This window comes from Pseudomonas sp. TE36184, from assembly GCF_054060055.1.
In genome coordinates this window covers 4,191,918-4,218,001 of record NZ_JBSSCU010000001.1, presented here as the reverse complement: position 1 = coordinate 4,218,001, position 26,084 = coordinate 4,191,918, and the positions used below count along the sequence as shown (strand labels likewise).

Annotated in this window: 9 protein-coding genes; 3 read left to right on the top strand and 6 right to left on the bottom strand. The window is 61.1% G+C overall.

Annotation, left to right across the window (positions count from 1 at the left end):
* Positions 1–304 precede the first annotated feature (304 nt).
* Together ACVWZP_RS18895 and ACVWZP_RS18890 are read left to right on the top strand one after the other, a co-directional pair.
* Complete coding sequence (locus ACVWZP_RS18895) at positions 305–18,004, top strand: tandem-95 repeat protein (RefSeq protein WP_457370015.1); 17,700 nt, start codon at positions 305–307, stop codon at positions 18,002–18,004.
* 123 nt (positions 18,005–18,127) lie between these two features.
* Positions 18,128–18,466 carry a hypothetical protein gene (locus ACVWZP_RS18890; RefSeq protein WP_017849960.1) on the top strand — a complete coding sequence of 113 codons (339 nt, stop codon included), beginning with the start codon at positions 18,128–18,130 and terminating at the stop codon, positions 18,464–18,466.
* Between the two features lie 44 nt (positions 18,467–18,510).
* On the opposite strand, the gene lapD is transcribed toward ACVWZP_RS18890, so the two are convergent.
* Complete coding sequence (lapD, locus tag ACVWZP_RS18885; RefSeq protein ID WP_169881404.1) at positions 18,511–20,469, bottom strand: cyclic di-GMP receptor LapD; 1,959 nt, start codon at positions 20,467–20,469, stop codon at positions 18,511–18,513.
* Positions 20,470–20,480: 11 nt separating this feature from the next.
* The gene (lapG, locus tag ACVWZP_RS18880) at positions 20,481–21,197 is read right to left on the bottom strand and encodes a cysteine protease LapG (RefSeq protein ID WP_017849958.1); all 717 of its coding nucleotides are present in this window, start codon (positions 21,195–21,197) and stop codon (positions 20,481–20,483) included.
* 265 nt (positions 21,198–21,462) lie between these two features.
* On the opposite strand from lapG, the gene bcsQ reads away from it, so the two are divergent.
* Positions 21,463–22,422, top strand: coding sequence for a cellulose biosynthesis protein BcsQ (gene bcsQ / locus ACVWZP_RS18875; RefSeq protein ID WP_046490906.1), 960 nt, complete (start codon positions 21,463–21,465; stop codon positions 22,420–22,422).
* 241 nt (positions 22,423–22,663) lie between these two features.
* On the opposite strand, the gene ACVWZP_RS18870 is transcribed toward bcsQ, so the two are convergent.
* The 4 genes from ACVWZP_RS18870 to ACVWZP_RS18855 form a co-directional block, all read right to left on the bottom strand.
* Positions 22,664–23,851, bottom strand: a complete 1,188-nt coding sequence (locus ACVWZP_RS18870; RefSeq protein ID WP_457370014.1) for a methyltransferase — start codon at positions 23,849–23,851, stop codon at positions 22,664–22,666.
* A complete protein-coding gene (locus tag ACVWZP_RS18865; protein ID WP_046385364.1) occupies positions 23,832–24,521 on the bottom strand; it encodes an ABC transporter permease in 690 nt (229 codons plus the stop codon). Before ACVWZP_RS18865 ends, ACVWZP_RS18870 begins: the two co-directional genes overlap by 20 nt.
* A gap of 38 nt (positions 24,522–24,559) precedes the next feature.
* Positions 24,560–25,255: an ABC transporter permease gene (locus tag ACVWZP_RS18860; protein ID WP_104904104.1), complete on the bottom strand. Its 696-nt coding sequence runs from the start codon at positions 25,253–25,255 to the stop codon at positions 24,560–24,562.
* Between the two features lie 74 nt (positions 25,256–25,329).
* Positions 25,330–26,082 (bottom strand): ABC transporter substrate-binding protein, encoded by a 753-nt coding sequence (locus ACVWZP_RS18855; protein WP_017849952.1) that lies wholly within the window; start codon positions 26,080–26,082, stop codon positions 25,330–25,332.
* Positions 26,083–26,084: the final 2 nt, after the last annotated feature.

Sequence of the window (26,084 nt, the reverse complement as noted above, 5' to 3'; positions counted from 1 at the left end):
AACTTGAAATAGTGCATTGGATTGGCAACCGAAATCACTGCTTGTCATGAGTGCTGGACGGTGCAAACAGAAAGTCGCGATGCCGTGTAAATATCAATGTGACATTACCGGGCGGATTGTTTAGGATGGCGCCAAATAGGTCAATACCTTGACGGAAAAGTAATTCGTCGAGCAAAACACCAAAATATTGACGCCAAATTTTTTACATGGGTTTAACGTACTCCAGCTATTGAATCGGCACTAGAGAGAAAGGCCGGTCTCCATGATGGATGCCCCCTGAACGGTAATACACGGAGAGTCTTTTATGAGCAGCGTTGCGGTCGTCAAAAGCATTGTCGGTCAAGTGTTTGCGGTATCCCCGGAAGGGATTCGTCGCCTGCTGGTAGAAGGGGATCGTTTGTTTGCAGGGGAGCAGGTGGAAACCGGTCCTGCCGGCTCCGTGTCGCTGGAGCTTGCCGATGGCCGCACCCTTGACCTGGGGCGCGACACGCAATGGAGCGCGAACACGCCTGACTCAGTGACCGACCTGAGTGCCGCCACTGCCCAGGAAGCACCCTCCGTTGCCGAACTGCAGCAAGCCATCGCTGCCGGTGCCGACCCGACCCAAGACCTTGAAGCCACTGCTGCCGGCCCGACTGCCGCTGGCGCGGACGGCGCCGTGGGCGGCGGCCACAGCTTTGTCGTGCTGGAGGCCACCGCAGGCACGGTTGACCCTACCATCGGTTATCCAACGAACGGCTTGAATGCCGCCGATGCCGCGACCGGCCTGTTCACTGCCGCTGCCGATAACAGCCTCGATCCGCGCAGCGTCACCATCACCTTGACCGCCACGCCGAGCATCACCGAAGCCGGCGGCGTCGTGGTTTACACCGTGTTTGTCACCCAGGCGCCGACCAGTGACCTGACCGTCACCTTGTCCAACGGCTTGTCTGTCGTGGTCCCCGCCGGCCAGACCGCGGGCGCGCTGAACGTCACGTTCGCGGGCAATGACACGCCTTACCTGGATGCCTCGTCGATCTCCGCCACCATCACCGGCACGGCCGGCGGCGGCAACCTGATCATCACCACCGACCCGGCGCCGGCGGTTACGCAGATCAATGACACCATCGACACCACCACCGTCACGCTGAGCGCGAACGCGTCGGTCGATGAGGGCGGCAAGATCGTCTATACCGCGACCGTGAACAACGCCGCGCAGACCGACGTCACCATCACGCTGTCCAACAACACCACCATCACCATCGAAGCCGGTAAAACCACGGGCACCGTCAGCGTCGATACGCCGGCAAACCTGGCCGACGGCAAAGACCTGAGCGTCAGCGCCACCATCACCGGTGCAAGCGGCGGTAACTACGAAAACCTGGCGATCAACCCGGAAGCCGCCACTACCACCGTGATCGCTGTCGACAACCCGAGCGTGCTGGTCGCAGACACCAACACGGTTGCCGAGGAGCAAGTCGCCACTGGCAACGTGCTGAGCAATGACAGCGACATCGACAACGTGCTGACCGTCGCGACGTTCACCGTTGGCGGCACCACGTATAACGCAGGCCAAACCGCCATTGTCGAAGGTGTCGGTACCGTCACCATCGGTGCGGATGGTGCGTATGCGTTTACCCCGGTCAAGGATTACAACGGTGAAGTGCCGCAAATTGGCTACACCACCAATACCGGTTCGAGCAGCACGCTGGACGTGACGGTGACGCCGGTTAACGATGCGCCGGTGGCAGTGGTGGTCGCAGCGAACGGAGCTGAAGATCCGGCCCAGGGCATTGCGGTCAAACTGAGTGCGACCGATGGGGATGGCTTGGCGAACGTGAAATCGTTCACTGTCGGCACGCCAACCAATGGCACGTTCTACACCGACGCGGCCATGACCAAACCGGTGACCGGCTCGATCGACGCGGTCAACGGCGAAGCCACGATTTACTTCAAGCCGAACGAAAACTTCAACGGCACCGCGAATTTCACCTATACCGCGACCGACAGCGGCAACGCTGACGGCAGCAACCCGCTGACCTCTGCTCCGGCTAACGGCACTGTCACTGTGACGGCGGTCAACGATGCACCAGAAGCGATCGCGACCACTGCAACCGGGACTGAAGATCCAAGCGTAGGCATTGCGGTCAAGCTGAGCGCGACCGATGTGGATGGCCTGGCGAACGTGAAATCGTTCACCGTCGGCGAGTCGGCCAACGGCACGTTCTACACCGACGCTGCCATGACCAAGCCGGTGACTGGCGCGATTGACGCGGTCAATGGCGAAGCCACCGTGTACTTCAAGCCGAACGAAAACTTCAACGGCACCGCGAACTTCACCTATACCGCGACCGACAGCGGTAATGCGAATGGCAGCAACCCGCTGACCTCTGCGCCGGCTAACGGCACTGTCACCGTGACGGCGGTCAACGATGCGCCGGTGGCTGTGGCGACCACTGCGACCGGTTCTGAAGATTCGGTCCAGGGCATTGAAGTCAAGCTTTCGGCCACCGACGTAGACGGCGTGGACAACGTGAAATCGTTCACTGTCGGCACGCCAACCAATGGCACGTTCTACACCGATGCTGCCATGACCAAACCGGTGACTGGCTCGATTGATGCGGTCAACGGCGAAGCGACTGTTTACTTCAAGCCAAACGAAAACTTCAACGGCACCGCGAATTTCACCTATACCGCGACCGACAGCGGCAATGCTGACGGCACCAACCCGCTGACTTCGACCCCAGCCAACGGCACCATCACTGTCACTGCGGTGAACGATGCGCCGGTGGCTGTGGCGACCACTGCGACCGGTTCTGAAGATCCGGCCCAGGGCATCGAAGTCAAGCTTTCGGCCACTGATATCGATGGCGTGGAGAACGTGAAATCGTTCACCGTCGGCACGCCTACCAACGGCACGTTCTATACCGACGCTGCCATGACCAAGCCGGTAACCGGCTCGATCGACGCGGTCAACGGCGAAGCCACGGTTTACTTCAAACCGAACGAAAACTTCAACGGCACGGCGAACTTCACCTACACCGCGACCGACAGTGGCAACGCTGACGGCAGCAACCCGCTGACTTCGACCCCAGCTAACGGCACTATCACCGTGACTGCGGTCAACGATGCGCCAGAAGCTGTCGCCACTACCGCGACCGGTTCTGAAGATCCGGCCCAGGGCATCGAAGTCAAGCTTTCGGCCACTGATATCGATGGCGTGGAGAACGTGAAATCGTTCACCGTCGGCACGCCTACCAACGGCACGTTCTACACCGACGCGGCCATGACCAAGCCGGTTACCGGCTCGATCGACGCGGTCAACGGCGAAGCCACGGTTTACTTCAAGCCGAACGAAAACTTCAACGGCACGGCGAATTTCACCTATACCGCGACCGACAGCGGCAATGCTGACGGCACCAACCCGCTGACTTCGACCCCAGCTAACGGCACTATCACCGTGACTGCGGTCAACGATGCGCCAGAAGCTGTCGCCACTACCGCGACTGGTTCTGAAGATCCGGCCCAGGGCATCGAAGTCAAGCTTTCGGCCACTGATATCGATGGCGTGGAGAACGTGAAATCCTTCACCGTCGGCACGCCAACCAATGGCACGTTCTATACCGACGCGGCCATGACCAAGCCGGTTACCGGCTCGATCGACGCGGTCAACGGCGAAGCCACGGTTTACTTCAAGCCGAACGAAAACTTCAACGGCACCGCAAACTTCACCTATACCGCGACCGACAGCGGTAATGCTGATGGCACCAACCCGCTGACTTCTACTCCGGCCAACGGCACCATCACCGTGACGGCGGTCAACGACGCGCCGGTCGCAGCACCGACCACCGCAACGGGTTCCGAAGATCCGGTTCAAGGCATCGAAGTCAAACTGAGCGCGACCGACGTAGACGGCGTGACAGACGTGAAATCCTTCACCGTCGGCACGCCAACCAACGGCACGTTCTACACCGACGCGGCGATGACCAAGCCAGTGACTGGCTCGATTGACGCCGTCAACGGCGAAGCCACCGTTTACTTCAAGCCGAACGCGAACTTCAACGGCACCGCGAACTTCACCTACACCGCCACCGACGGCGGCATTGCTGGCGGCGGCAGCCCGCTGACCTCGGCTCCAGCCAACGGCACCATCACCGTGACTCCGGTCAACGATGCACCGGTCGCCGAACCGACCACCGCAACGGGTTCCGAAGATCCGGTTCAAGGCATCGAAGTCAAACTGAGCGCGACCGACGTAGACGGCGTGACAGACGTGAAATCCTTCACCGTCGGCACGCCAACCAACGGCACCTTCTACACCGACGCGGCGATGACCAAGCCAGTGACTGGCTCGATTGACGCCGTCAACGGCGAAGCCACCGTTTACTTCAAGCCGAACGCGAACTTCAACGGCACCGCGAACTTCACCTACACCGCCACCGACGGTGGCATTGCTGACGGCGGCAGCCCGCTGACCTCGGCTCCAGCCAACGGCACTATCACCGTGACTCCGGTCAACGATGCACCGGTCGCCGAACCGACCACCGCAACGGGTTCCGAAGATCCGGTTCAAGGCATCGAAGTCAAACTGAGCGCGACCGACGTAGACGGCGTGGCAGACGTGAAATCCTTCACCGTCGGCACCCCAACCAACGGCACCTTCTACACCGACGCGGCCATGACCAAGCCGGTAACCGGCTCGATCGACGCGGTCAACGGCGAAGCCACCGTTTACTTCAAGCCAAACGAAAACTTCAACGGCACCGCGAACTTCACCTACACCGCCACCGACGGCGGCATTGCTGGCGGCGGCAGCCCGCTGACCTCGGCTCCGGCCAACGGCACCATCACCGTGACTGCGGTGAACGACGCTCCGGTACTGGGCAACGCCTCGACCAAGGCGTTCGGCGACACCTATATTGAAGGCAAGCCTGGCGGCTACGTGGCGGCGAACCTGACCGTCAGCGACGTCGACAACGGCACCCTGCAAAGCGCCAAAGTCACACTCGTCAACCACCTGGCAGACGATGTGCTGATCGCAGATGTCAGCAACACCAAAATTGCAGTCAGCTACGACAAGGCCACTGGCATCTTGACCTTGTCCGGTGAGGCCACCACGGCTGAGTACCAGGAAGTCCTGCGTTCGGTACACTTCGCCAGCGAAAGCGAGAACCCGGACCCGGCCAATCGCACCCTGACCATCACCGTCAACGACGGCCAGCTGGATTCGGCGCCTGTCACCTCCGTGGTGTACGTGGTTCCGGTGAACGATCCGCCTGAGGTCAAGTTCGACAGCACCACATTCACTGAGCAAAAAGACGCAGTCGCGCTGGTCGAAAACCTGACCATCAAAGACGTCGACAACACCACCTTCAGCAAAGTCGTGGTCACCGTCGACCACCTGGCTGCAGGTGATTTGCTCAGCAATGCCGATGTGCTCAAGGCCCTGGCCGTTGCCGGGATCACCATCACCCAGAGCGGCAGCGCCGCCGACGGGAAAATCGTCTACACCCTCACCAGCGACTCGAAGGCCGGCAGCAGCGCCGCCGACTTCGTCAAACTGGTTGAAGCCATCACCTTCCAGAGCCCGGGCAATAACCCTGTCGGTACCGATCGTACCGTCACCATCGATGTGACTGACAACGGTGGCGGCAACCTGGATCGCGAACCGCCGGAAACCGGCAGCGCCACTGGCAAGGTCACTATCGACCTGTTCAACGACGCCCCGACTGCATCGGCCGACAACACCACCGCCGATGAAGACCATACCGCCAAGATCGTGCTGGACGGCAAGGATGTGGACGGTACCGTCTCCAGCTTTGTCATCACCACCTTGCCGGAAAACGGCAAGCTGTACAGCGATGCCACGCTGCAAACCGAACTCAAAGTCGGCGATTCGGTGCCGGCCGGTGCCGACGGCAAAGCCGCGGTTTACTTCGCCCCGACCGGCGACTGGAGCGGCAAAACCGAGGTGACGTTCACTGCGGTCGACAACGGCGGTAAATCGAGCGCCGTAACGACGGCCGACATCACGATCGCGCCGGTTACCGACACTCCGCACCTGGGCCTGCTCGGCGGCGGCCCTGTGACCTCGATCAACTTCGACAGCGCCAACCTCAATGGTTCGTGGGGCATCGTCGGGGTAAATGACGCCAACAACGCGCCTGTCAATGGCACCCCGAGCACTCCGTGGCTCACGGGGAATGCCGGCGGCCAAGTCGAAATCGGCCAAAGCAGCAACTACGGCGTAGAGACCCCAGGCAACAGCCAGGTCATCGAGCTTGAGAAAAACGCCGGCGACGACTCCAGCCTGTACACCATCATCAAGGCAGAAGCCGGCACGGCGTACACCATCTCGGTCGACTACTCGCCGCGTGCGGGTGCCGAGAACAATTCGGTGATCGACGTATTCTGGGGCGGCGTCAAAGTCGGCACCCTGGATACCACCACCGTCGGCATGAAGACTTACACCTTCGTCGTGCCGGTCACCGCTGACGGCGATGCCAAACTCGAGTTCAAAGCCCCGGCCGGGGATGCAAACAACTCGTTGGGCGGCGTGCTGGACAACATCAACGTCACCCAGGTGCTGAACACCGGCCTGGAAGACCATGCGATCAAGCTGTCGACCATCGACGCATACGCCACCGACAAGGATGGTTCCGAGACGCTCAAGCTGGAAGTCGGTGGCATACCGCTCAACGCGACCATCTCCGATGGCACGCCGGGCCACACCTTCACCGCGACGGCTGGCAATCAAAGCGTCGACATCAGCAACTGGAACAAGGCCACCCTGGTCTTCACCCCGGCGGAAAACGCCAACGGCCTGGTGAACCTCACTGTCACTGCCACCGCGCAGGACGGCACGGCTGATCCGAAGTCCGAGTCGATCACCCTGCCGATCAACGTGATTGCCGTTAACGATGCGCCAGAAGCTATCGCGACTACCGCGACCGGTTCCGAAGATCCGGTTCAAGGTATCGAAGTCAAGCTTTCGGCTACTGATATCGATGGCGTGGAGAACGTGAAATCGTTCGCGGTTGGTACGTCGACCAACGGTACGTTCTATACCGATGCGGCGATGACCAAACCAGTGACCGGCTCGATCGACGCCGTCAACGGCGAAGCCACGGTTTACTTCAAGCCAAATGCGAACTTCAACGGCACGGCGAACTTCACCTATACCGCCACCGACAGTGGCAATGCTGACGGCAGCAACCCGCTGACCTCGGCGCCGGCCAATGGCACCATCACCGTGACTGCGGTGAACGACGCGCCGGTTGCCGCACCGACCACTGCAACGGGTTCTGAAGATCCGGTCCAGGGTATCGAAGTTAAGCTTTCGGCCACTGACGTAGACGGTGTGGCGGACGTGAAATCGTTCACCGTCGGCACGCCTACCAATGGCACGTTCTACACCGATGCGGCGATGACCAAACCGGTGACCGGCTCGATTGATGCCGTCAACGGCGAAGCGACCGTTTACTTCAAGCCAAACGCGAACTTCAACGGCACCGCGAACTTCACTTACACCGCTACCGACGGTGGTATCGCTGACGGCGGCAGCCCGCTGACCTCTGCGCCTGCCAACGGCACCATCACCGTGACCCCGGTCAACGACGCGCCTGTGGCTGTGACCACTACCGCAACCGGTGCTGAAGATCCAAGCGTAGGTATCGCGGTCAAGCTGTCCGCCACCGACGTAGATGGCGTGGCAGACGTGAAATCCTTCACCGTCGGCACGCCAACCAATGGCACGTTCTACACCGACGCGGCGATGACCAAACCGGTGACCGGCTCGATTGATGCAGTCAACGGCGAAGCCACGGTTTACTTCAAGCCGAACGCGAACTTCAACGGCACCGCGAACTTCACTTACACCGCGACCGACGGTGGTATTGCCGACGGCGGCAGCCCGCTGACTTCGGCTCCAGCCAACGGCACCATCACCGTAACTCCGGTCAACGATGCGCCAGTGGCTGTGACCACTACCGCAACCGGTGCTGAAGATCCAAGCGTAGGTATCGCGGTCAAACTGAGCGCGACCGACGTAGACGGCGTGGCAGACGTGAAATCCTTCACCGTCGGCACGCCAACCAACGGCACGTTCTACGCCGATGCGGCGATGACCAAGCCAGTGACCGGCGCTATTGATGCGGTCAACGGCGAAGCGACCGTTTACTTCAAGCCGAACGCGAACTTCAACGGCACGGCGAACTTCACCTACACCGCCACCGACGGCGGTATCGCTGACGGCGGCAGCCCGCTGACCTCAGCACCTGCCAACGGCACCATCACCGTAACTCCGGTCAACGATGCGCCTGTGGCTGTGACCACTACCGCGACGGGTGCTGAAGATCCAAGCGTAGGTATCGCGGTCAAACTGAGCGCCACTGACGTAGACGGCGTGGCGGACGTGAAATCGTTCACCGTCGGCACGCCTACCAACGGCACGTTCTACACCGATGCCGCCATGACCAAGCCAGTAACTGGCTCGATCGACGCGGTCAACGGCGAAGCCACCGTTTACTTCAAACCAAACGCGAACTTCAACGGCACGGCGAACTTCACCTACACCGCTACCGACGGCGGTATTGCTGACGGCGGCAGCCCGCTGACCTCTGCGCCTGCCAACGGCACCATTACCGTGACTCCGGTCAACGACGCGCCAGTGGCTGTGACCACTACCGCGACCGGTGCTGAAGACCCAAGCGTAGGTATCGCGGTCAAACTGAGCGCCACCGACGTGGATGGCGTGGCAGACGTGAAATCGTTCACCGTCGGCACGCCAACCAACGGCACGTTCTACACCGACGCGGCGATGACCAAACCGGTGACCGGTTCCATTGACGCAGTCAACGGCGAAGCCACGGTTTACTTCAAGCCAAACGAAAACTTCAACGGCACCGCGAACTTCACCTACACCGCCACCGACGGTGGTATTGCCGACGGCGGCAGCCCGCTGACCTCAGCTCCGGCCAACGGCACCATTACCGTGACTCCGGTCAACGACGCGCCTGTGGCTGTGACCACTACCGCAACCGGTGCTGAAGACCCAAGCGTAGGTATCGCGGTCAAACTGAGCGCGACCGACGTAGACGGTGTGGCAGACGTGAAATCCTTCACCGTCGGCACGCCAACCAACGGCACCTTCTACACCGACGCGGCGATGACCAAACCGGTGACCGGTTCCATTGACGCAGTCAACGGCGAAGCCACGGTTTACTTCAAGCCAAACGAAAACTTCAACGGCACCGCGAACTTCACTTACACCGCCACCGACGGTGGTATTGCCGACGGCGGCAGCCCGCTGACTTCGGCTCCAGCCAACGGCACTATCACCGTGACTCCGGTCAACGACGCGCCTGTGGCTGTGACCACTACCGCAACCGGTGCTGAAGACCCAAGCGTAGGTATCGCGGTCAAACTGAGCGCCACCGACGTAGATGGCGTGGCAGACGTGAAATCCTTCACCGTCGGCACCCCAACCAACGGCACCTTCTACACCGACGCCGCCATGACCAAGCCAGTGACTGGCTCGATCGACGCAGTCAACGGCGAAGCCACCGTTTACTTCAAGCCGAACGAAAACTTCAACGGCACGGCGAACTTCACCTACACCGCTACCGACGGCGGTATTGCTGACGGCGGCAGCCCGCTGACCTCAGCTCCGGCTAACGGCACCATCACCGTGACCCCGGTCAATGACGCGCCAGTGGCTGTGACCACTACCGCAACCGGTGCTGAAGATCCAAGCGTAGGTATCGCGGTCAAGCTGTCCGCCACCGACGTGGATGGCGTGGCAGACGTGAAGTCCTTCACCGTCGGCACGCCAACCAACGGCACCTTCTACACCGATGCGGCCATGACCAAGCCAGTGACTGGCTCGATCGACGCAGTCAACGGTGAAGCCACGGTGTACTTCAAACCAAACGCGAACTTCAACGGCACCGCGAACTTCACCTACACCGCTACCGACGGCGGCATTGCTGACGGCGGCAGCCCGCTGACCTCTGCTCCAGCCAACGGCACCATCACCGTGACCCCGGTCAACGATGCACCAGTGGCTGCGGCCACTACCGCAACGGGTGCTGAAGATCCAAGCGTGGGTATCGCGGTCAAACTGTCCGCCACCGACGTAGACGGCGTGGCAGACGTGAAATCCTTCACCGTCGGCACGCCTACCAACGGCACCTTCTACACCGACGCGGCGATGACCAAACCGGTGACCGGCGCTATTGATGCGGTCAACGGCGAAGCGACTGTTTACTTCAAGCCAAACGCGAACTTCAACGGCACCGCGAACTTCACCTACACCGCCACCGACGGTGGTATCGCTGACGGCGGCAGCCCGCTGACCTCAGCACCGGCCAACGGCACCATCACCGTAACTCCGGTCAACGACGCGCCTGTGGCTGTGACCACTACCGCGACCGGTGCTGAAGACCCAAGCGTAGGTATCGCGGTCAAACTGAGCGCGACCGATGTAGACGGCGTGGCAGACGTGAAATCCTTCACCGTCGGCACCCCAACCAACGGCACCTTCTACACCGACGCGGCGATGACCAAACCGGTGACCGGTTCCATTGACGCGATCAACGGCGAAGCCACCGTTTACTTCAAACCAAACGCGAACTTCAACGGCACCGCGAACTTCACCTACACCGCTACCGACGGCGGTATTGCCGACGGCGGCAGCCCGCTGACCTCGGCTCCTGCCAACGGCACCATCACCGTAACTCCGGTCAATGACGCGCCAGTGGCTGTGACCACTACCGCGACCGGTGCTGAAGATCCAAGCGTAGGTATCGCGGTCAAACTGTCCGCCACCGACGTAGACGGCGTGGCAGACGTGAAATCCTTCACCGTCGGCACCCCAACCAACGGCACGTTCTACACCGACGCGGCCATGACCAAGCCAGTGACCGGTTCGATTGATGCCGTCAACGGTGAAGCGACCGTTTACTTCAAGCCGAACGCGAACTTCAACGGCACCGCGAACTTCACCTACACCGCTACCGACGGCGGTATCGCTGACGGCGGCAGCCCGCTGACCTCAGCACCTGCCAACGGCACTATCACCGTGACTCCGGTCAACGACGCGCCTGTGGCTGTGACCACTACCGCGACCGGTGCTGAAGACCCGAGCGTAGGTATCGCGGTCAAGCTGAGCGCCACCGACGTAGACGGCGTGGCAGACGTGAAATCGTTCACCGTCGGCACGCCAACCAACGGCACCTTCTACACCGACGCCGCCATGACCAAGCCAGTGACTGGCGCTATTGATGCGGTCAACGGCGAAGCGACCGTTTACTTCAAGCCAAACGCGAACTTCAACGGCACCGCGAACTTCACCTACACCGCTACCGACGGCGGTATCGCTGACGGCGGCAGCCCGCTGACCTCGGCTCCAGCCAACGGCACTATCACCGTGACTGCCGTGAACGATGCGCCGGTCGCAGCACCGACCACCGCAACGGGTTCCGAGGATCCGGCCCAGGGTATCGAAGTTAAGCTTTCGGCCACTGACGTAGACGGCGTGGCAGATGTGAAATCCTTCACCGTCGGCACGCCAACCAACGGCACCTTCTACACCGACGCAGCGATGACCAAGCCAGTGACTGGCGCTATTGATGCCGTCAACGGCGAAGCCACCGTTTACTTCAAGCCAAACGCGAACTTCAACGGCACCGCGAACTTCACCTACACCGCTACCGACGGCGGTATCGCTGACGGCGGCAGCCCGCTGACCTCAGCGCCTGCTAACGGCACTATCACCGTGACTCCGGTCAACGACGCGCCTGTGGCTGTGACCACTACCGCGACCGGTGCTGAAGACCCAAGCGTAGGTATCGCGGTCAAACTGAGCGCGACCGATGTAGATGGCGTGGCGGACGTGAAATCCTTCACCGTCGGCACGCCTACCAATGGCACGTTCTACACCGATGCGGCCATGACCAAGCCAGTGACTGGCTCGATTGACGCGGTCAACGGCGAAGCGACCGTTTACTTCAAACCAAACGCGAACTTCAACGGCACCGCGAACTTCACCTACACCGCTACCGACGGCGGCATTGCTGACGGCGGCAGCCCGCTGACCTCTGCGCCTGCCAATGGCACCATCACTGTGACCCCGGTCAACGATGCGCCAGTGGCTGTGACCACTACCGCAACGGGTGCTGAAGATCCAAGCGTAGGTATCGCGGTCAAACTGAGCGCCACCGACGTAGACGGCGTGGCAGACGTGAAATCCTTCACCGTCGGCACCCCAACCAACGGCACGTTCTACACCGATGCGGCCATGACCAAGCCAGTGACTGGCTCGATTGACGCCGTCAACGGCGAAGCGACCGTTTACTTCAAACCAAACGAAAACTTCAACGGCACTGCGAACTTCACCTACACCGCCACCGACGGCGGTATCGCTGACGGCGGCAGCCCGCTGACCTCCGCGCCTGCTAACGGCACTATCACCGTGACCCCGGTCAACGATGCGCCTGTGGCTGTGACCACTACCGCAACCGGTGCTGAAGATCCAAGCGTAGGTATCGCGGTCAAACTGAGCGCCACTGACGTAGACGGCGTGGCAGACGTGAAATCCTTCACCGTCAGCACCCCAACCAACGGCACGTTCTACACCGATGCGGCGATGACCAAACCGGTGACCGGCGCTATTGATGCGGTCAACGGCGAAGCGACTGTTTACTTCAAGCCAAACGAAAACTTCAACGGCACCGCGAACTTCACCTACACCGCGACCGACGGTGGTATCGCTGACGGCGGCAGCCCGCTGACCTCAGCGCCTGCTAACGGCACCATCACCGTAACTCCGGTCAACGATGCGCCGACTGCGAGCAATGGCTACGTAGAAAGCAACGAAGACACCCCAGTCGAGCTGAAATGGTCGACGTTCGGGGTCAGTGATGTGGATTCCACGGACCTGAAAGTCGTCTTCACCAGCCTGCCCAACGGTGCCATCGAGTACAAAGTCGACGGTGTCTGGGTCAAGCTCAGCGCGGCTGATCTGAAAACCGATACGTCGCCGGGCAAGGCCTTCAGCCAGGCCGACTTCGACAATCACAATGTGCGTTACAGCCCAGCGGCCAACGAGTCGGGCGATAACAGCTTCGGCAACGCCGGCGTCGGTAACAAGCAGGGTGATTACACCGAGCTGAAGTTCCAGGCGACCGACGGCCAGCTCAACAGCGATACGAAAACCATCACCGTGGATATCCACCCAGTGACGGACGTTCCTGTCGTGACCGTCGGCGCATTCGGTGACGTGCCAACCGGCTTGACCATTCAAACCTGGACCGGCGGCAACCTGCCGGGTGCATTGGGTACGAACGGCAATGGGGTTGTTCAGTCCAGCGATTTGATCCGGGTCATCAACGCTCAAACGCCTGACAGCGCAGCCTCCACGGGTGTGACCGCCAACGTGAGCAACGCTAATGTGGTGGAACTCACCGCGACCAAAGTCTCCGGTCTGATTTACCTGGAAGCTGGCAAGAGCTACAGCTTCACCGGCAGCGCCGATGACAGCCTGGCGGTTACCGTCGGCGGCAAGTTGGTGTCGACCGAGACCTGGAGCCAGGGCACCGGGATCAACGCAACCCCCTTCACGCCGACAGAGTCGGGTTATTACACCCTCGACATCTATCACTACAACCAGGCCGGCCCGGGCAACTACGACGTCAATGTTTCGATCAACAACGGCCCGTCGATGGCGTTGGGCAGCAGCGGCGTGCAGACCTATACCAGCCTGGAAGCGTTGAAAGCCGCCGGGGCGGTGTTTGACGATGCTCATGTGGTCAACGGAGAAGGTTATTACACCGGCTACGTTTATAACCACGGCCTGGAAGACACTGCGATCAAGATCAGCCCGATCACGACCACGTTTGTCGACAATGACCAGTCGGAATCGCACAAGGTAGAAATCAGCGGCCTGCCTGAAGGCGCTGTCATCACCGACGGCGCCACGGGCCACAGCTATACCTCGACGGGTGCGACCACCCAGTACGATGTCAGCAATTGGAACCTGGCTACCCTGACCGTCACTCCGGCCAAGGATGCGACTGCCAATTTCGATCTGACTGTGACGGCAACGGCCAAAGAGTTGAGCACGCAGGTTGAAGAAGTCACGACTGGCAAGGTGAGCGTGGTGATCACTGCGGTCAACGACGCGCCGGTGGCTGTGGCCACCACTGCGACGGGTGCTGAAGACCCAAGCGTAGGTATCGCGGTCAAACTGAGCGCGACCGACGTAGACGGCCTGGCGAACGTGAAATCGTTCACCGTCGGCACGTCGACCAACGGCACCTTCTACACCGACGCGGCCATGACCAAACCTGTGACCGGCGCGATTACCGCGGTCAACGGCGAAGCCACCGTGTACTTCAAGCCGAACGCGAACTTCAACGGCACGGCGAACTTCACCTACACCGCCACCGACAGCGGCAACGCTGACGGCAGCAACGTACTGACCTCGCCAGCAGCCAACGGCAGCATCACCGTGACTCCGGTCAACGATGCGCCAGTGGCTGCAGCAACCACCGCGACCGGTGCTGAAGACCCAAGCGTGGGCATTGCGGTCAAACTGTCCGCCACCGACGTCGATGGCCTGACCAACGTCAAGTCGTTCACCGTCGGCACGCCAACCAATGGCACGTTCTATACCGACGCGGCGATGACCAAAGCGGTGACCGGCGCCATTAACGCTGTCAACGGCGAAGCCACCGTGTACTTCAAGCCGAACGCGAACTTCAACGGCACGGCGAACTTCACCTACACCGCGACCGACGGCGGCAACGCTGACGGCAGCAATGTACTGACCTCGCCAGCAGCCAACGGCAGCATCACCGTGACTCCGGTCAACGATGCGCCAGTGGCTGCGGCAACCACCGCGACCGGTGCTGAAGACCCAAGCGTAGGCATCGCGGTCAAGCTGAGCGCGACCGACGTCGATGGCCTGGCGAACGTGAAATCGTTCACCGTCGGCACGCCAACCAATGGCACCTTCTACACCGACGCGGCGATGACCAAAGCGGTGACCGGTGCGATTACCGCGGTCAACGGCGAAGCCACCGTGTACTTCAAGCCGAACGCGAACTTCAACGGCACGGCGAACTTCACCTACACCGCCACCGACAGCGGCAACGCTAACGGCAGCAACGTACTGACCTCGCCAGCAGCCAACGGCACCATCACCGTGACCCCGGTCAACGATGCGCCAGTGGCTGCGGCAACCACCGCGACCGGTGCTGAAGACCCAAGCGTAGGTATCGCGGTCAAGCTGAGCGCGACCGACGTCGATGGCCTGACCAACGTCAAGTCGTTCACCGTCGGCACGCCAACCAATGGCACCTTTTACACCGACGCGGCGATGACCAAAGCGGTGACCGGTGCGATTACCGCGGTCAACGGCGAAGCCACCGTGTACTTCAAGCCGAACACGAACTTCAACGGCACGGCGAACTTCACCTACACCGCGACCGACGGCGGCAACGCTGACGGCAGCAATGTACTGACCTCGCCAGCAGCCAACGGCACCATCACCGTGACTCCGGTCAACGATGCTCCAGTGGCTGCGGCAACCACCGCGACCGGTGCTGAAGATCCAAGCGTAGGCATCGCGGTCAAGCTGAGCGCGACCGACGTCGATGGCCTGGCGAACGTGAAATCGTTCACCGTCGGCACGCCAACCAACGGCACCTTCTACACCGACGCAGCGATGACCAAACCAGTGACCGGCGCGATTACCGCGGTCAACGGCGAAGCCACCGTGTACTTCAAGCCGAACGCGAACTTCAACGGCACGGCGAACTTCACCTACACCGCCACCGACAGCGGCAACGCTAACGGCAGCAATCCGCTGACCTCGGCCCCGGCCAACGGCACTATCACCGTGACCTCGGTCAACGACGCACCGACCCTGGACCTGAGCACCACAGACGGTTCCGTCCTCACCAGCTACAGCACGGCCTACTCGGAGCGCAGTACGGGTGGGATAGCGATCACCGGCAACGTAGCCATCGGTGACGTCGACAGCAGCCAGATGCAAAGCGCGACCATCACCTTGAAAAACGCCAGCGCGGGCGACCAGCTCAGCTCGAGCCTGGTGACCGTGGGCGGTACTTACAACGGCGTCACCCTGACCAGCGTTGGCACCGACGTCAGTGGCAAAATCGTCCTGACCCTGTCGGGCGCGGCTGACACGGCCACCTACAAGTCGTTGCTCGAGTCGTTCCAGTACTCCAGCACCAGCAAGTATCCGACTACGGGTGATCGCACCGTCGAGATCTCTGTGAAGGACAACGCAGGTGCTGACAGCCTGAGTTCGTCGGTGGCCACCAGCACCATTACCGTTGCGCCACAGGCTTATGTGGTGACTGAAGGCGGCGGCGCTGCCGATGTCATCGACCTGAGCAGTACCTCGGCCAACAACATGGTGGTCGGTGACAAAGGCGGCATCGTCAATGCCGGCAGCAACTACAACATTGCCTTTATCGTCGATACCTCGGGCAGTATCGGCAGCAGTGCGATGAAGTCGATCAAGGCGCAGCTTGCGAGCGTGTTCGATACCTTGATCAGCAATGCCGGTAAAAGCGACTCGGGTGTTGTGAAAGTACTGCTGGTCGACTTCGATACGCGGGTCGAAGCGCAGGTCTCGGTCAACCTCGCCGACAAGGACGCCGCTAAAGCGGCCTTGCAGGCTGTGTTGACTCAGATGACGTCAAAATCGAGCGACATGACCAACTATCAGGATGCGTTCAACGCCGCCACCAACTGGTTCAAAGGCGACGAAGCCACGAGCAATGTGGGTGCAAAAAACCTGACGTACTTCATTACCGACGGTGAGCCGAACATGTACACCGCCATTCAGGGTAACCCTCTCCTGGGCTCGACCAGTTGGTTCGGCTCGAATGTTTACTTTGATAGCATCGTCAATAGCGGCAATTACGTCTTGGGTCAGACCAACTCGGTCACAACGACAATCAACGGCAGGACGCAGGTGATTGTCGATGGTGACGGCAAGGTCTATTCCTACGATGGTTGGGGTAATAAAAACCTCGAAGGCACCGTGGTGGCCAACAGCAGCGGCGGCTTTGACGTGGCGTCGGTCTACAACGATTCCAGCAACGCCATGAGCAACGCCAAGTCGGCCTACTCCGATCTGGTCAACGCGGTTCCAGGCAAGGTTGTCGTCGAGGCCATCGGTCTGGGCTCGAACATTGATACCGCTGTGCTCAAGCAGTTCGATACCGATCATAACGTCTCCACGATCGACACCGCGAAGCTGGCGGATGCCATCACCGGCCACGCGGCCGATACCGGCGCCGACACCCTCACCGGTGGTTCGGGCAACGACATTCTGTTCGGCGACCTGATCAGCTACAACAACCTTGAAGGCAGTGCTGCACTCAAGGCGTTCGCGGCCGACAAACTGGCCACGACCGTCGATCACATCGATGACCGTACCTTGCACCAGTTCATCACCGAACACGTCGCTGACGTGGGTGCATTGGCCAGCGCGTCGAACATCTACGGCACCAACGACGGCGCTGACAAGCTGATCGGCAACGCCGGCGACGACATTCTGTTCGGCCAAGGCGGTAACGACGTGCTCAACGGCGGGGCGGGTAACGACATCCTGGTGGGCGGCAAGGGCAATGACACCCTCACCGGCGGCGCGGGGGCGGATACCTTCGTGTGGCTCAAAGGGGATACCAACACCGGGACTGGCGTTGATACCATCACCGACTTCAAGCACAGCGAAGGCGATAAGTTGGACCTGTCCGATTTGCTGCAAGGCAATAACGACACCAACCTGACCAACTACCTGAAGTTGAGCACCGACTCGGCGGGCAACTCGACGCTGAGTGTCAGCAGCAGCGGTTCGTTCACGGCGCAGGGTGGCGGTACGGCCGATGTTACGATCAAGGTCGATGGCGCCAGCTGGGGCAGTGGCAGTGCCGCGATCAACAGCCTGATCGCCGGTGGTGATCTGACCGTCAAGCATCACGACTGATCACCCTGGAGCGCCAATCTTTCGGGATTGGTGCTCCGTGGGCACCAGCTTCGGGAAAATGTGTGTAATCTCTGTAGGAGCCAGGTGCGGCGCCTGCAGGGATTTTTTATTGGGAGAACGCTGATGTTCTACGTGCAACGCGATCAATACAACGCTTTGGTTCGCGTCGAGGCGCAGGCCTTCGCCGAATCCACCGGGACTCTACCGGCGGATCATCAGGACATTCAGGCGTGGTTTGCCACGGATGTGATCGACAACAGCCTCAAGCAGCTCCAACAGAGCGACTCCGAGATGATTCGGGTGCTCGATGACTTGATCCAGGTGCTGACCGCCAAGGGCGTGATCCGCATCACTGACCTGCCGCCCGCCGCGCAGGTCAAGGTGATGGAGCGTACCCAGGCACGGACGGCGCTGGGCGGTTTGAGTGAGCTGATCAATGACGATGAAAGCGGTTTGATCTGAGGCGCACGCACCTCTTTCACGGCATGAGCGTCAAGCCGGCCTGATTACTCGGCGCTCCACGTCCACGGCGCGGGTTCACCGACCAGTTGGCCTTGCACCCCTTCGATGCCCATCTCGCGAATCACGCGCAACTCACCTTCGGTTTCCACGCGCTCTGCAATCAACGGCAAATCGATGCTGTGGGCGGCACGCTGGATCGCCTCGATAAAAAAGCGCTTGTGGCTTTCCTGATCAATGGTCCGGATGTAGCTGCCGTCGATTTTGAGGTACGCCAGGCCCAGGTTCGCCAGGTTGCCGATCATGCTGAAACGCCCGCCGAAACGTTGCAGGCCGAGGCTGTATCCGAGGCTGCGCAGGCGCCGGGTGAGACGCTCCAGCTGGGCTTGCTCGGGCACTTGCTCTTCGCCGATCTCCAGCGTCAGGCGCGTACCGAGTGTCGGGTGTTGCGCCAATCGCTCGAACATCCGCTCCAGGGCTTGTGGGTCATTCAAGGTCGCCGCCGAGAGGTTCAACGCCACCGATTGGTTGTGTTGTGCCAGGTGTTTGATCACCAGGTCGAGCATCAATTGGTCAAGGCGTGCGGTCCAGCCGAAGCGCTCCAGCCAGGGCAGGAAGTGCCCCGCCGCAATGGTCTGGTCCTGGTTGTCGAGCAGGCGCGACAGTACCTTGTAGTGCAGCACCTGACGGGTATCGCTGCTACTGACCACCGGCTGGAAAAACAAGCGGAAGCGCCCCTGATTCAGGGCCTCGTCGAGCAGGGTGTGCCAGCTATGCGGATCGTCGCTGACGGTGCCCCGGGTCTGGCGCTCCAGGCATACCCAGGTTTGGCCGCTACTGGCTTCAGCCTGGGCCAGGGCCTGGTCGGCCAGCTTCAACAGGTCGGCCGAGGCATCGCCGGGGTTGTAGGGCGCGAGGCCGATGTAGGCCACGCTCTGCATGTCTGTGGCGCCCGTTTCGTACAGGCTCTGCAGGGTGGTTTCCAGCGCCTGGGCCAATTGCACCGCTTCGTGACGCACCAGGCCCGGGGCAAGCACCGCGAACTCGCCGCCGCGGCTGCGGGTGATCAGGTTGTGGGTTTCCGGGTACTTGGCGCAGGTCCGCACCAGTTGCTGGCTGACGGCTTGCAGCAGTTGGTCGGTGCGTTGCCCGCCCAGGCGCTGGTTGAGACCGGCGAGGTCGTTGACCCGCAAGATCAGCAGGTAGCCTGAACTGGCTTCTTCCAGGTTGCTGACCCGCGAGTTGAGCTGCATCTCGAAATAGCGCCGGTTGGCCAGCCCGGTCAGGCTGTCCTGGTAGGACTCCACGCGCAGCTTCTCGCTGCGCTCGGTCTGTTCATTGAACAACGCCTTGAGCTTCTCGACCATCTGGTTCATGGCCTGCACCACGCGTCGCAGTTCGGGAGTGCGGGGCAGGTCGGGCAAACTGATGAATTCGCGCCGCGCGATGGCGTGGGACTGTTCGACCATATAGTCCAGCGGCTTCAACTGACGGCGCAGCAACAGCGCGCCGAGCACCGCACTCGCGGCGCCGCAGAGCAGCAACCAGCCCAGGCTGCCCAATGCGCTCTGCCACAGTTTGGCCAGGGCGAACATCGGGTGGCTGATCACCTCGACCCGTGCCGCCTGCTGCCAGCCTCGGCTGACGATGGCATCGCCGCCGGCCGGCGCGAGGCCGATCATTTTCACGAACCAGGCCGGCACGCCGCTGGCATCAGGTTCGGCGGCACGCTCCACCAGCACCTGGTTATTGCTCAGGTCCACCACGCGGATGCTCGCGTAGTAGCCACTGTCAAAAATCGAACTGACCATCAGCTCGGTCATCGCCGGGTCATCGATGTTCGGCGTCAGCGACAGCGCCAGTGCGGTGGCCGCATCCTGGGCGTGGGAACGCAACTGGTTGACGTACTGCGCACGCGAGCTTTCCAGGCTGACGATGAAGCTACCGCTGAAGGCAACCACTAGAAACACACAGATAGCGATCAGCAATTGTTTGAACAGTGACATCGTAGCTCCTGTTAATTATCCGAACTGGCCGGAAACCCTTCGGCGGTCATTTTTTTCAAGACATCCTGCCAGCGTGACAGGCGCTTGCTATCACCGACTTTTTTGTTGCCCGCCGCGCCGGTCAGCCACAACCCTTCGCCGTTGAAAGCGTAGACGGGCAGCAGGTCCGGACGTTGGCTGGCCGGCAGAATGGGGTCCATCAGGCTGTCCAGTACCAACGGCATGGCTTCCGGGCTTGCATAGTAGGTCAGTACCATATGCGCGCGATTCTGGCGCAAGGCCTTGACGTAGGTGATGCGCAGCTTCTCGGCCGGGACGCCCAAGTGACGCAGGCTGAAGTATTTGGCGATGGCATAGTCTTCACAATCACCGGCACCTTTCCACAGGGATTGAATGGGCGTCGCCCAATAATCGATCTCGTGCCACAGGTCGATATCTTCTTCGTAGTGCAACTGGCGGTTAAAGAACAAGTTGACCACGTTGAGTTGTTCGGTTTCGCTGACCTGCTTTTGCGCCGTGAGCAGGTGTTGCCAGGCGTCGATACGCTGGCGCCCGGCGCCCAGGGGCCCGTAAAGCGCCTCGGCGCGGCGGCTGATCTGGCTGAAATCCCAATCGGCGAGCAGATTGCCCAGCAGGCCGCCACCCAGCAACAGCGTGATGGCCAGACCGTACAGGAACCGAGGGAAGTTAAAGCGTATCGCCACTGCGAATACCCGAGCTTGCAGCATTGAAGGTGCGGCAATGGTGCGGTGATACCGGGTAAAAAACAATGGCACGATGAAATCACTTTGTAGCAATTTATCCTGAATAAGTGCCGGTAAATTGGCTATTTTCCGCTCGTCTGAAAGGGTGGCGGCAATTCCATCAAAATAATGACACCTCATAACGCCTGTCACAGAATGTCGCAACCAAAGCGCCGACAAAAAGACTTGCGGTCAGCCTTATCTTGCCGACCTTTCACGTCTTTAATGGCACTGTGAAGGAGTTATGGCCATGAGCCGTACCGATGATCTGTTTGCCCCGTCCGGCAAGAGCCTGACCCGGGAGCCCAAGGCACGGAACGCTCGGCTGCACTTTTTCGGCACCCTTCCATTCGATGATGGCACCCGCGCTAACCAGAAAGACGGCTCGCGCTTTTGCGCCAATGCGCCAGCGGCCTATGAACAACCTCATCATTATGACTTGAGCACACCGCGCCCAACCGTGGTGGCGCTGGTCTCGGTCAACGGCGGCGTCGGCCGCAGCACCCTGGCCACGGCGTTGAGCAGCGGCTTGCAGCGCTTGGGGGAGTCGGTGGTGGCGCTGGATCTGGACCCTCAAAACGCATTGCGCCAGCATTTCGGCGTGGCCCCGGAGCTCCTGGGCGTCGGCCGCGCCAGCCTGCTCAATACGCGCTGGGAGACGCTCCTGCAAACAGGGTTTGCCGGCTGCCGCGTGATCCCCTTCGGGCACACCGATATCAAGCAGAAGGACAACCTGCAACGTTGGCTCACGCGTGAACCGGAGTGGTTGGCGCAGCACCTGTCGACTCTGGGGTTGAGCGAGCGCCCGCTCATGCTCATCGACACCCCCGCCGGTAATAACGTCTATCTGCATCAAGCGTTGAGCGTGGCCGATAGCGTATTGGTCGTCGTCCAGCCGAATGCCGCGTGCCTCGGCACGCTTGACCAGTTGGACGCGGTGCTGGCGCCTTATCTTGAGCGTGAACGCCCGCCACATTGCCACTATGTGATCAATCAACTGGAAGAAAACTCGGCGTTCAGCCGGGACATGGTCAATGCCTTCAAACTGCGCCTGGGCGATAATCCGTTGGACGTGGTGCATCGCGATCCATCGATCAGCGAAGCCCTGGCCTTTGCCACGGACCCGCTGGATAACTTGGCGGCGAGCGCCGCCTGCGACGATCTCAAGAGGCTGTGCCGGTTGTTGATCGCACGGAAAAAAGCCCGCTAAATCACGCTTTATGCGCTGAACGCGAAATGCTTATGCACAATCGGCAGGTCGCCGATGGCGTCGAATGGGGTTTGGGCGGAACCATTCTCAACACGGCGCAACCGCCTGTTTTGCGTGCGTTTTATTCGTTGCACAAAAAATGATCAGTATGGCATTTGGCCTGTAGCGCAGATGGCTACAACTTCTGTAAGGATTTCATCAACAGAGTTATCCACAGGGCGCGCGTAGGAAAAAATGCGCTTTAATCGCGCTCAGCCAGCACCATAAGGTTGCGTGGGGTTAGGGTGGTTTCGCAGAAGCTGCCTACCGTCACGGTGTAGCCCTGTTCCCGCAGAAACAGAGCCCGATCCAGCACCAGCCACAGCTCCAGCGGGCGGCGGAACAACCCTCGCAGCAGTTCCAGGTTTCTGACCTCGGCCAAGCGCTGCCAGCCGTGTACCTCCAGCGCTGTCCAATCCTGCTCGCCTGTGGATAAACCTTTGAGGCCGGCCAACTCGCGGCAATAGTCGGCGAAGGGTTTATCCAGCCAACTGGCGGGCAGGGACGGCGTGGGCAGGTACGTGTCGCAATGGCGCAATTGGCGCTGCAAGTGATCGAAACCCAGGCGCCTGGCCATGGACGTATCCCGTTGCCGGCGCACCCGCTTGCCGGCGGTGACGGTTTCACTGAGGGGCAGCCCCAGGTCATCCACCGATAAGCGCAACGCCGAAGCGCGGCCGACGCTCGACAGTGGCTGATAGCGGTCGGTGCGGATGCGGTTGTAACAGCAGGGTGCCAGCGCCAGTTGCTTGCAGCCGGCAGTGCTGGCCAGTTGCAGCAGACGCACGTGCAGGTCGCCGCAGGCGTGCAGGGCGACGGGTGTGTGTTCGGCGCTGACCGTCACGTCGGCCAGTACGTCTTGCAGGTGATGGGTGACGGGCAGTTGGTGGTGGTCGCTCAAGGCCTGCCCGGCGGCGATCAGGGCCGGATCGTATTCCAGGCAGGTCAGTTGCTGCCCGCTGTGCAGCAGGCGGCGGCCGAGGTGGCCTTTGCCGGCGCACCAGTCCAGCCAGTGCCGCGGTGGTTGCGCGAACCCCAGGGCGGCGCCGAAGGCTTCGATCTGTTGCCACTTGCGGCCAGGCACATCGACGTTCAGGCGCTGGCGGGCGGGTGCCAGGGGCTGCGTCGGTAACTTATCCACAGCACTGAGGCGCAGCGCCTGCGCGGCCAGCTGTGGAAAAGGCGCCGGGGCGGGCAGCTCATGGGGCCGGTTGTGGCTGCTTTCCGCGTCGGCCAGCGAGCGCCGGCGCAGCCACTGGGCGAGCGCGGGATGTTGGGATTCCCAGGGTAACTGGCGATGCGTGAAGGGCCGTGGTCGCCACAGCCCTTGGTGTTCGCTGAGGAACGCATCCAGCGCCTGGAAGTGCGCTTCAACGTCCCTGGCAAGCATCGACTCGCAGCCAGCGTTCCAGCAGTTTGAAACCGCGCACCAGCACATAGGCCATCAGCAGGTAGAACAGGCCGGCGGCGAAGAAGATCTCCACTGGCAGGTACGTGCGCGCAATGATGGTGCGCGCCATGCCGGTCAGTTCGAGCAGCGTCACGGTGCTGGCCAGGGCGCTGGCCTTGAGCATCAGGATCACTTCGTTGCTGTACGCCGGCAGGCCGATGCGCGAGGCGCGCGGCAGGATGATATAGAACAGCGTCTTCGGCTTGGACATGCCCAGGGCCCGCGCCGCTTCGATTTCACCCGGCGGGATGGCCTGGATCGCACCGCGCAGGATTTCGGCGATATAGGCGGCGGTGTGCAGGGTCATGGTGGCGGTGGCGCACCAGAACGGATCGCGCAGGTACGGCCACATGAAGCTGTTACGCACCGCGTCGAACTGCGCCAGGCCGTAGTAGACCAGGAACAGTTGCACCAGCAACGGCGTGCCGCGAAAGAAGAAAATGTAGCAATAGGGCAGGGTCCGCACGTACCAGCGGCGCGAGGAGCGGGCGATGCCCAGCGGGATCGCCAGCAGCAGGCCGGCAATCACCGCAATGGCCACCAGCTCGAGGGTGAGGGTCGCGCCCTGGGCCAGTTTGGGCAGCCACTTGATGATCACGGCCCAGTTCAGGCCCAGGTCGAAATGGGACAGCCAGCTGTAGTCGCCGTTCATTGGGTGCTCCTTGCAAAGCCGCGACTGGCGCGTTTTTCCAGGAAGTGCATGCCAGTCATGGCCAGCACGGTGAGGCCCAGGTACATGAACGCCGCCACCATGAAGAAGGTGAACGGCTGCTTGGTCACGGTCACGCCGATCTGCGCATGGCGCATGATTTCTTCGAGGCCGATCACCGATACCAGCGCGGTGTCTTTCATCAGGATCATGAACAGGTTGCCCAGGCCCGGTAGGGCGATGCGCCACATCTGCGGCATGATCAAGCGGGTGAAGATGCGAAACTTCGACAGGCCCAATGCCACACCGGCTTCACGGTGGCCCTTGGGAATGGCAAGGATCGCGCCACGGAACACTTCCGTGGCGTAGGCGCCAAAGCACAGGCCCAGGGCGATGACCCCGGCGGCGAAGGCGCTGAGGGAAAGGTCGGGGTTACCGAAAAACTCCCCGAGGGCACGCATCAGGTTGACCGTGCCGAAATAAATCAGCAACACCCACAACAGTTCGGGAATACCGCGAACGAGGGTCGAGTAAGCCCCGCCCAGCCACTGCAGCGGCTTGTATGGGGACGTCTTGGCCAAAGCGCCAGCCAGGCCGAGTACCAGCCCCAGGCACAGGGCCGTGAGCGCCAGCTTGACGGTCATCAGCGCGCCGGCGGCGAGCGCCGGGCCGAATCCGTAGAGATCGAAATTCATGGTGTTTTCATATCGCGGCAGGCAAAGCTGAAAGCCGACGCGCCCCTGGGAGCGCGTCGGGCATACCGTTCAGATCATTCGATGCTGAAAGGGAAGTACTTGTCGTTGATCTTCTTGTAGGTGCCGTCGGCCTTGATCTCTGCCAGGGCTTTGTTCAGGCGTTCGCGCAGCGGGTCGCCTTTGCGCACGGCGATACCGATCTTGTCGCTCTCGACCACCGGGTCGCCCTTGAATTCATAGGCGGAACCGTCTTTGCTCTTGAGCCATTCGTACTGCACGTACTTGTCGGCAAGGATGCCGTCCAGGCGGCCGGACGTCAGGTCGAGGTAGGCGTTTTCCTGGGTGTCGTAGAGCTTGCTGGTGGTGTCTGGCAGCTTGTCTTCCAGGTAGGTGCCAGCCAACGTCGCGCGTTGTGCGCCGATGATCTTGCCTTTCAGGTAGGCCGCGTCGGTCTTGAAGTCTGCCGTGGCTTTAGGTGCGATGAACTGCAGCTTGTTGGAGTAGTACGGGTCGGTGAAGTCGACGGCCTGCTTGCGTTCGTCGGTGATCGACAGCGAGGACACCAGGAAGTCGAATTTCTTCGCGTTCAGCGCCGGGATGATGCCGTCCCAGTCCGATACATACACTTCGCACTTCTCGACTTTCATCTTGGCGCACAGGGCGTCGCCGATGTCTTTGTCGAAGCCGACGACGTTGCCGCTGGCATCTTTATTGTTGAACGGCGGGTAGGCCGCTTCGATCCCCATTTTCAGGGTTTCTGCCATGGCCGAGGCGCTGAACGCCATCGAAACGGCCGCGGCCAGAAGGAATTTTTTATAGTTCTGCATGC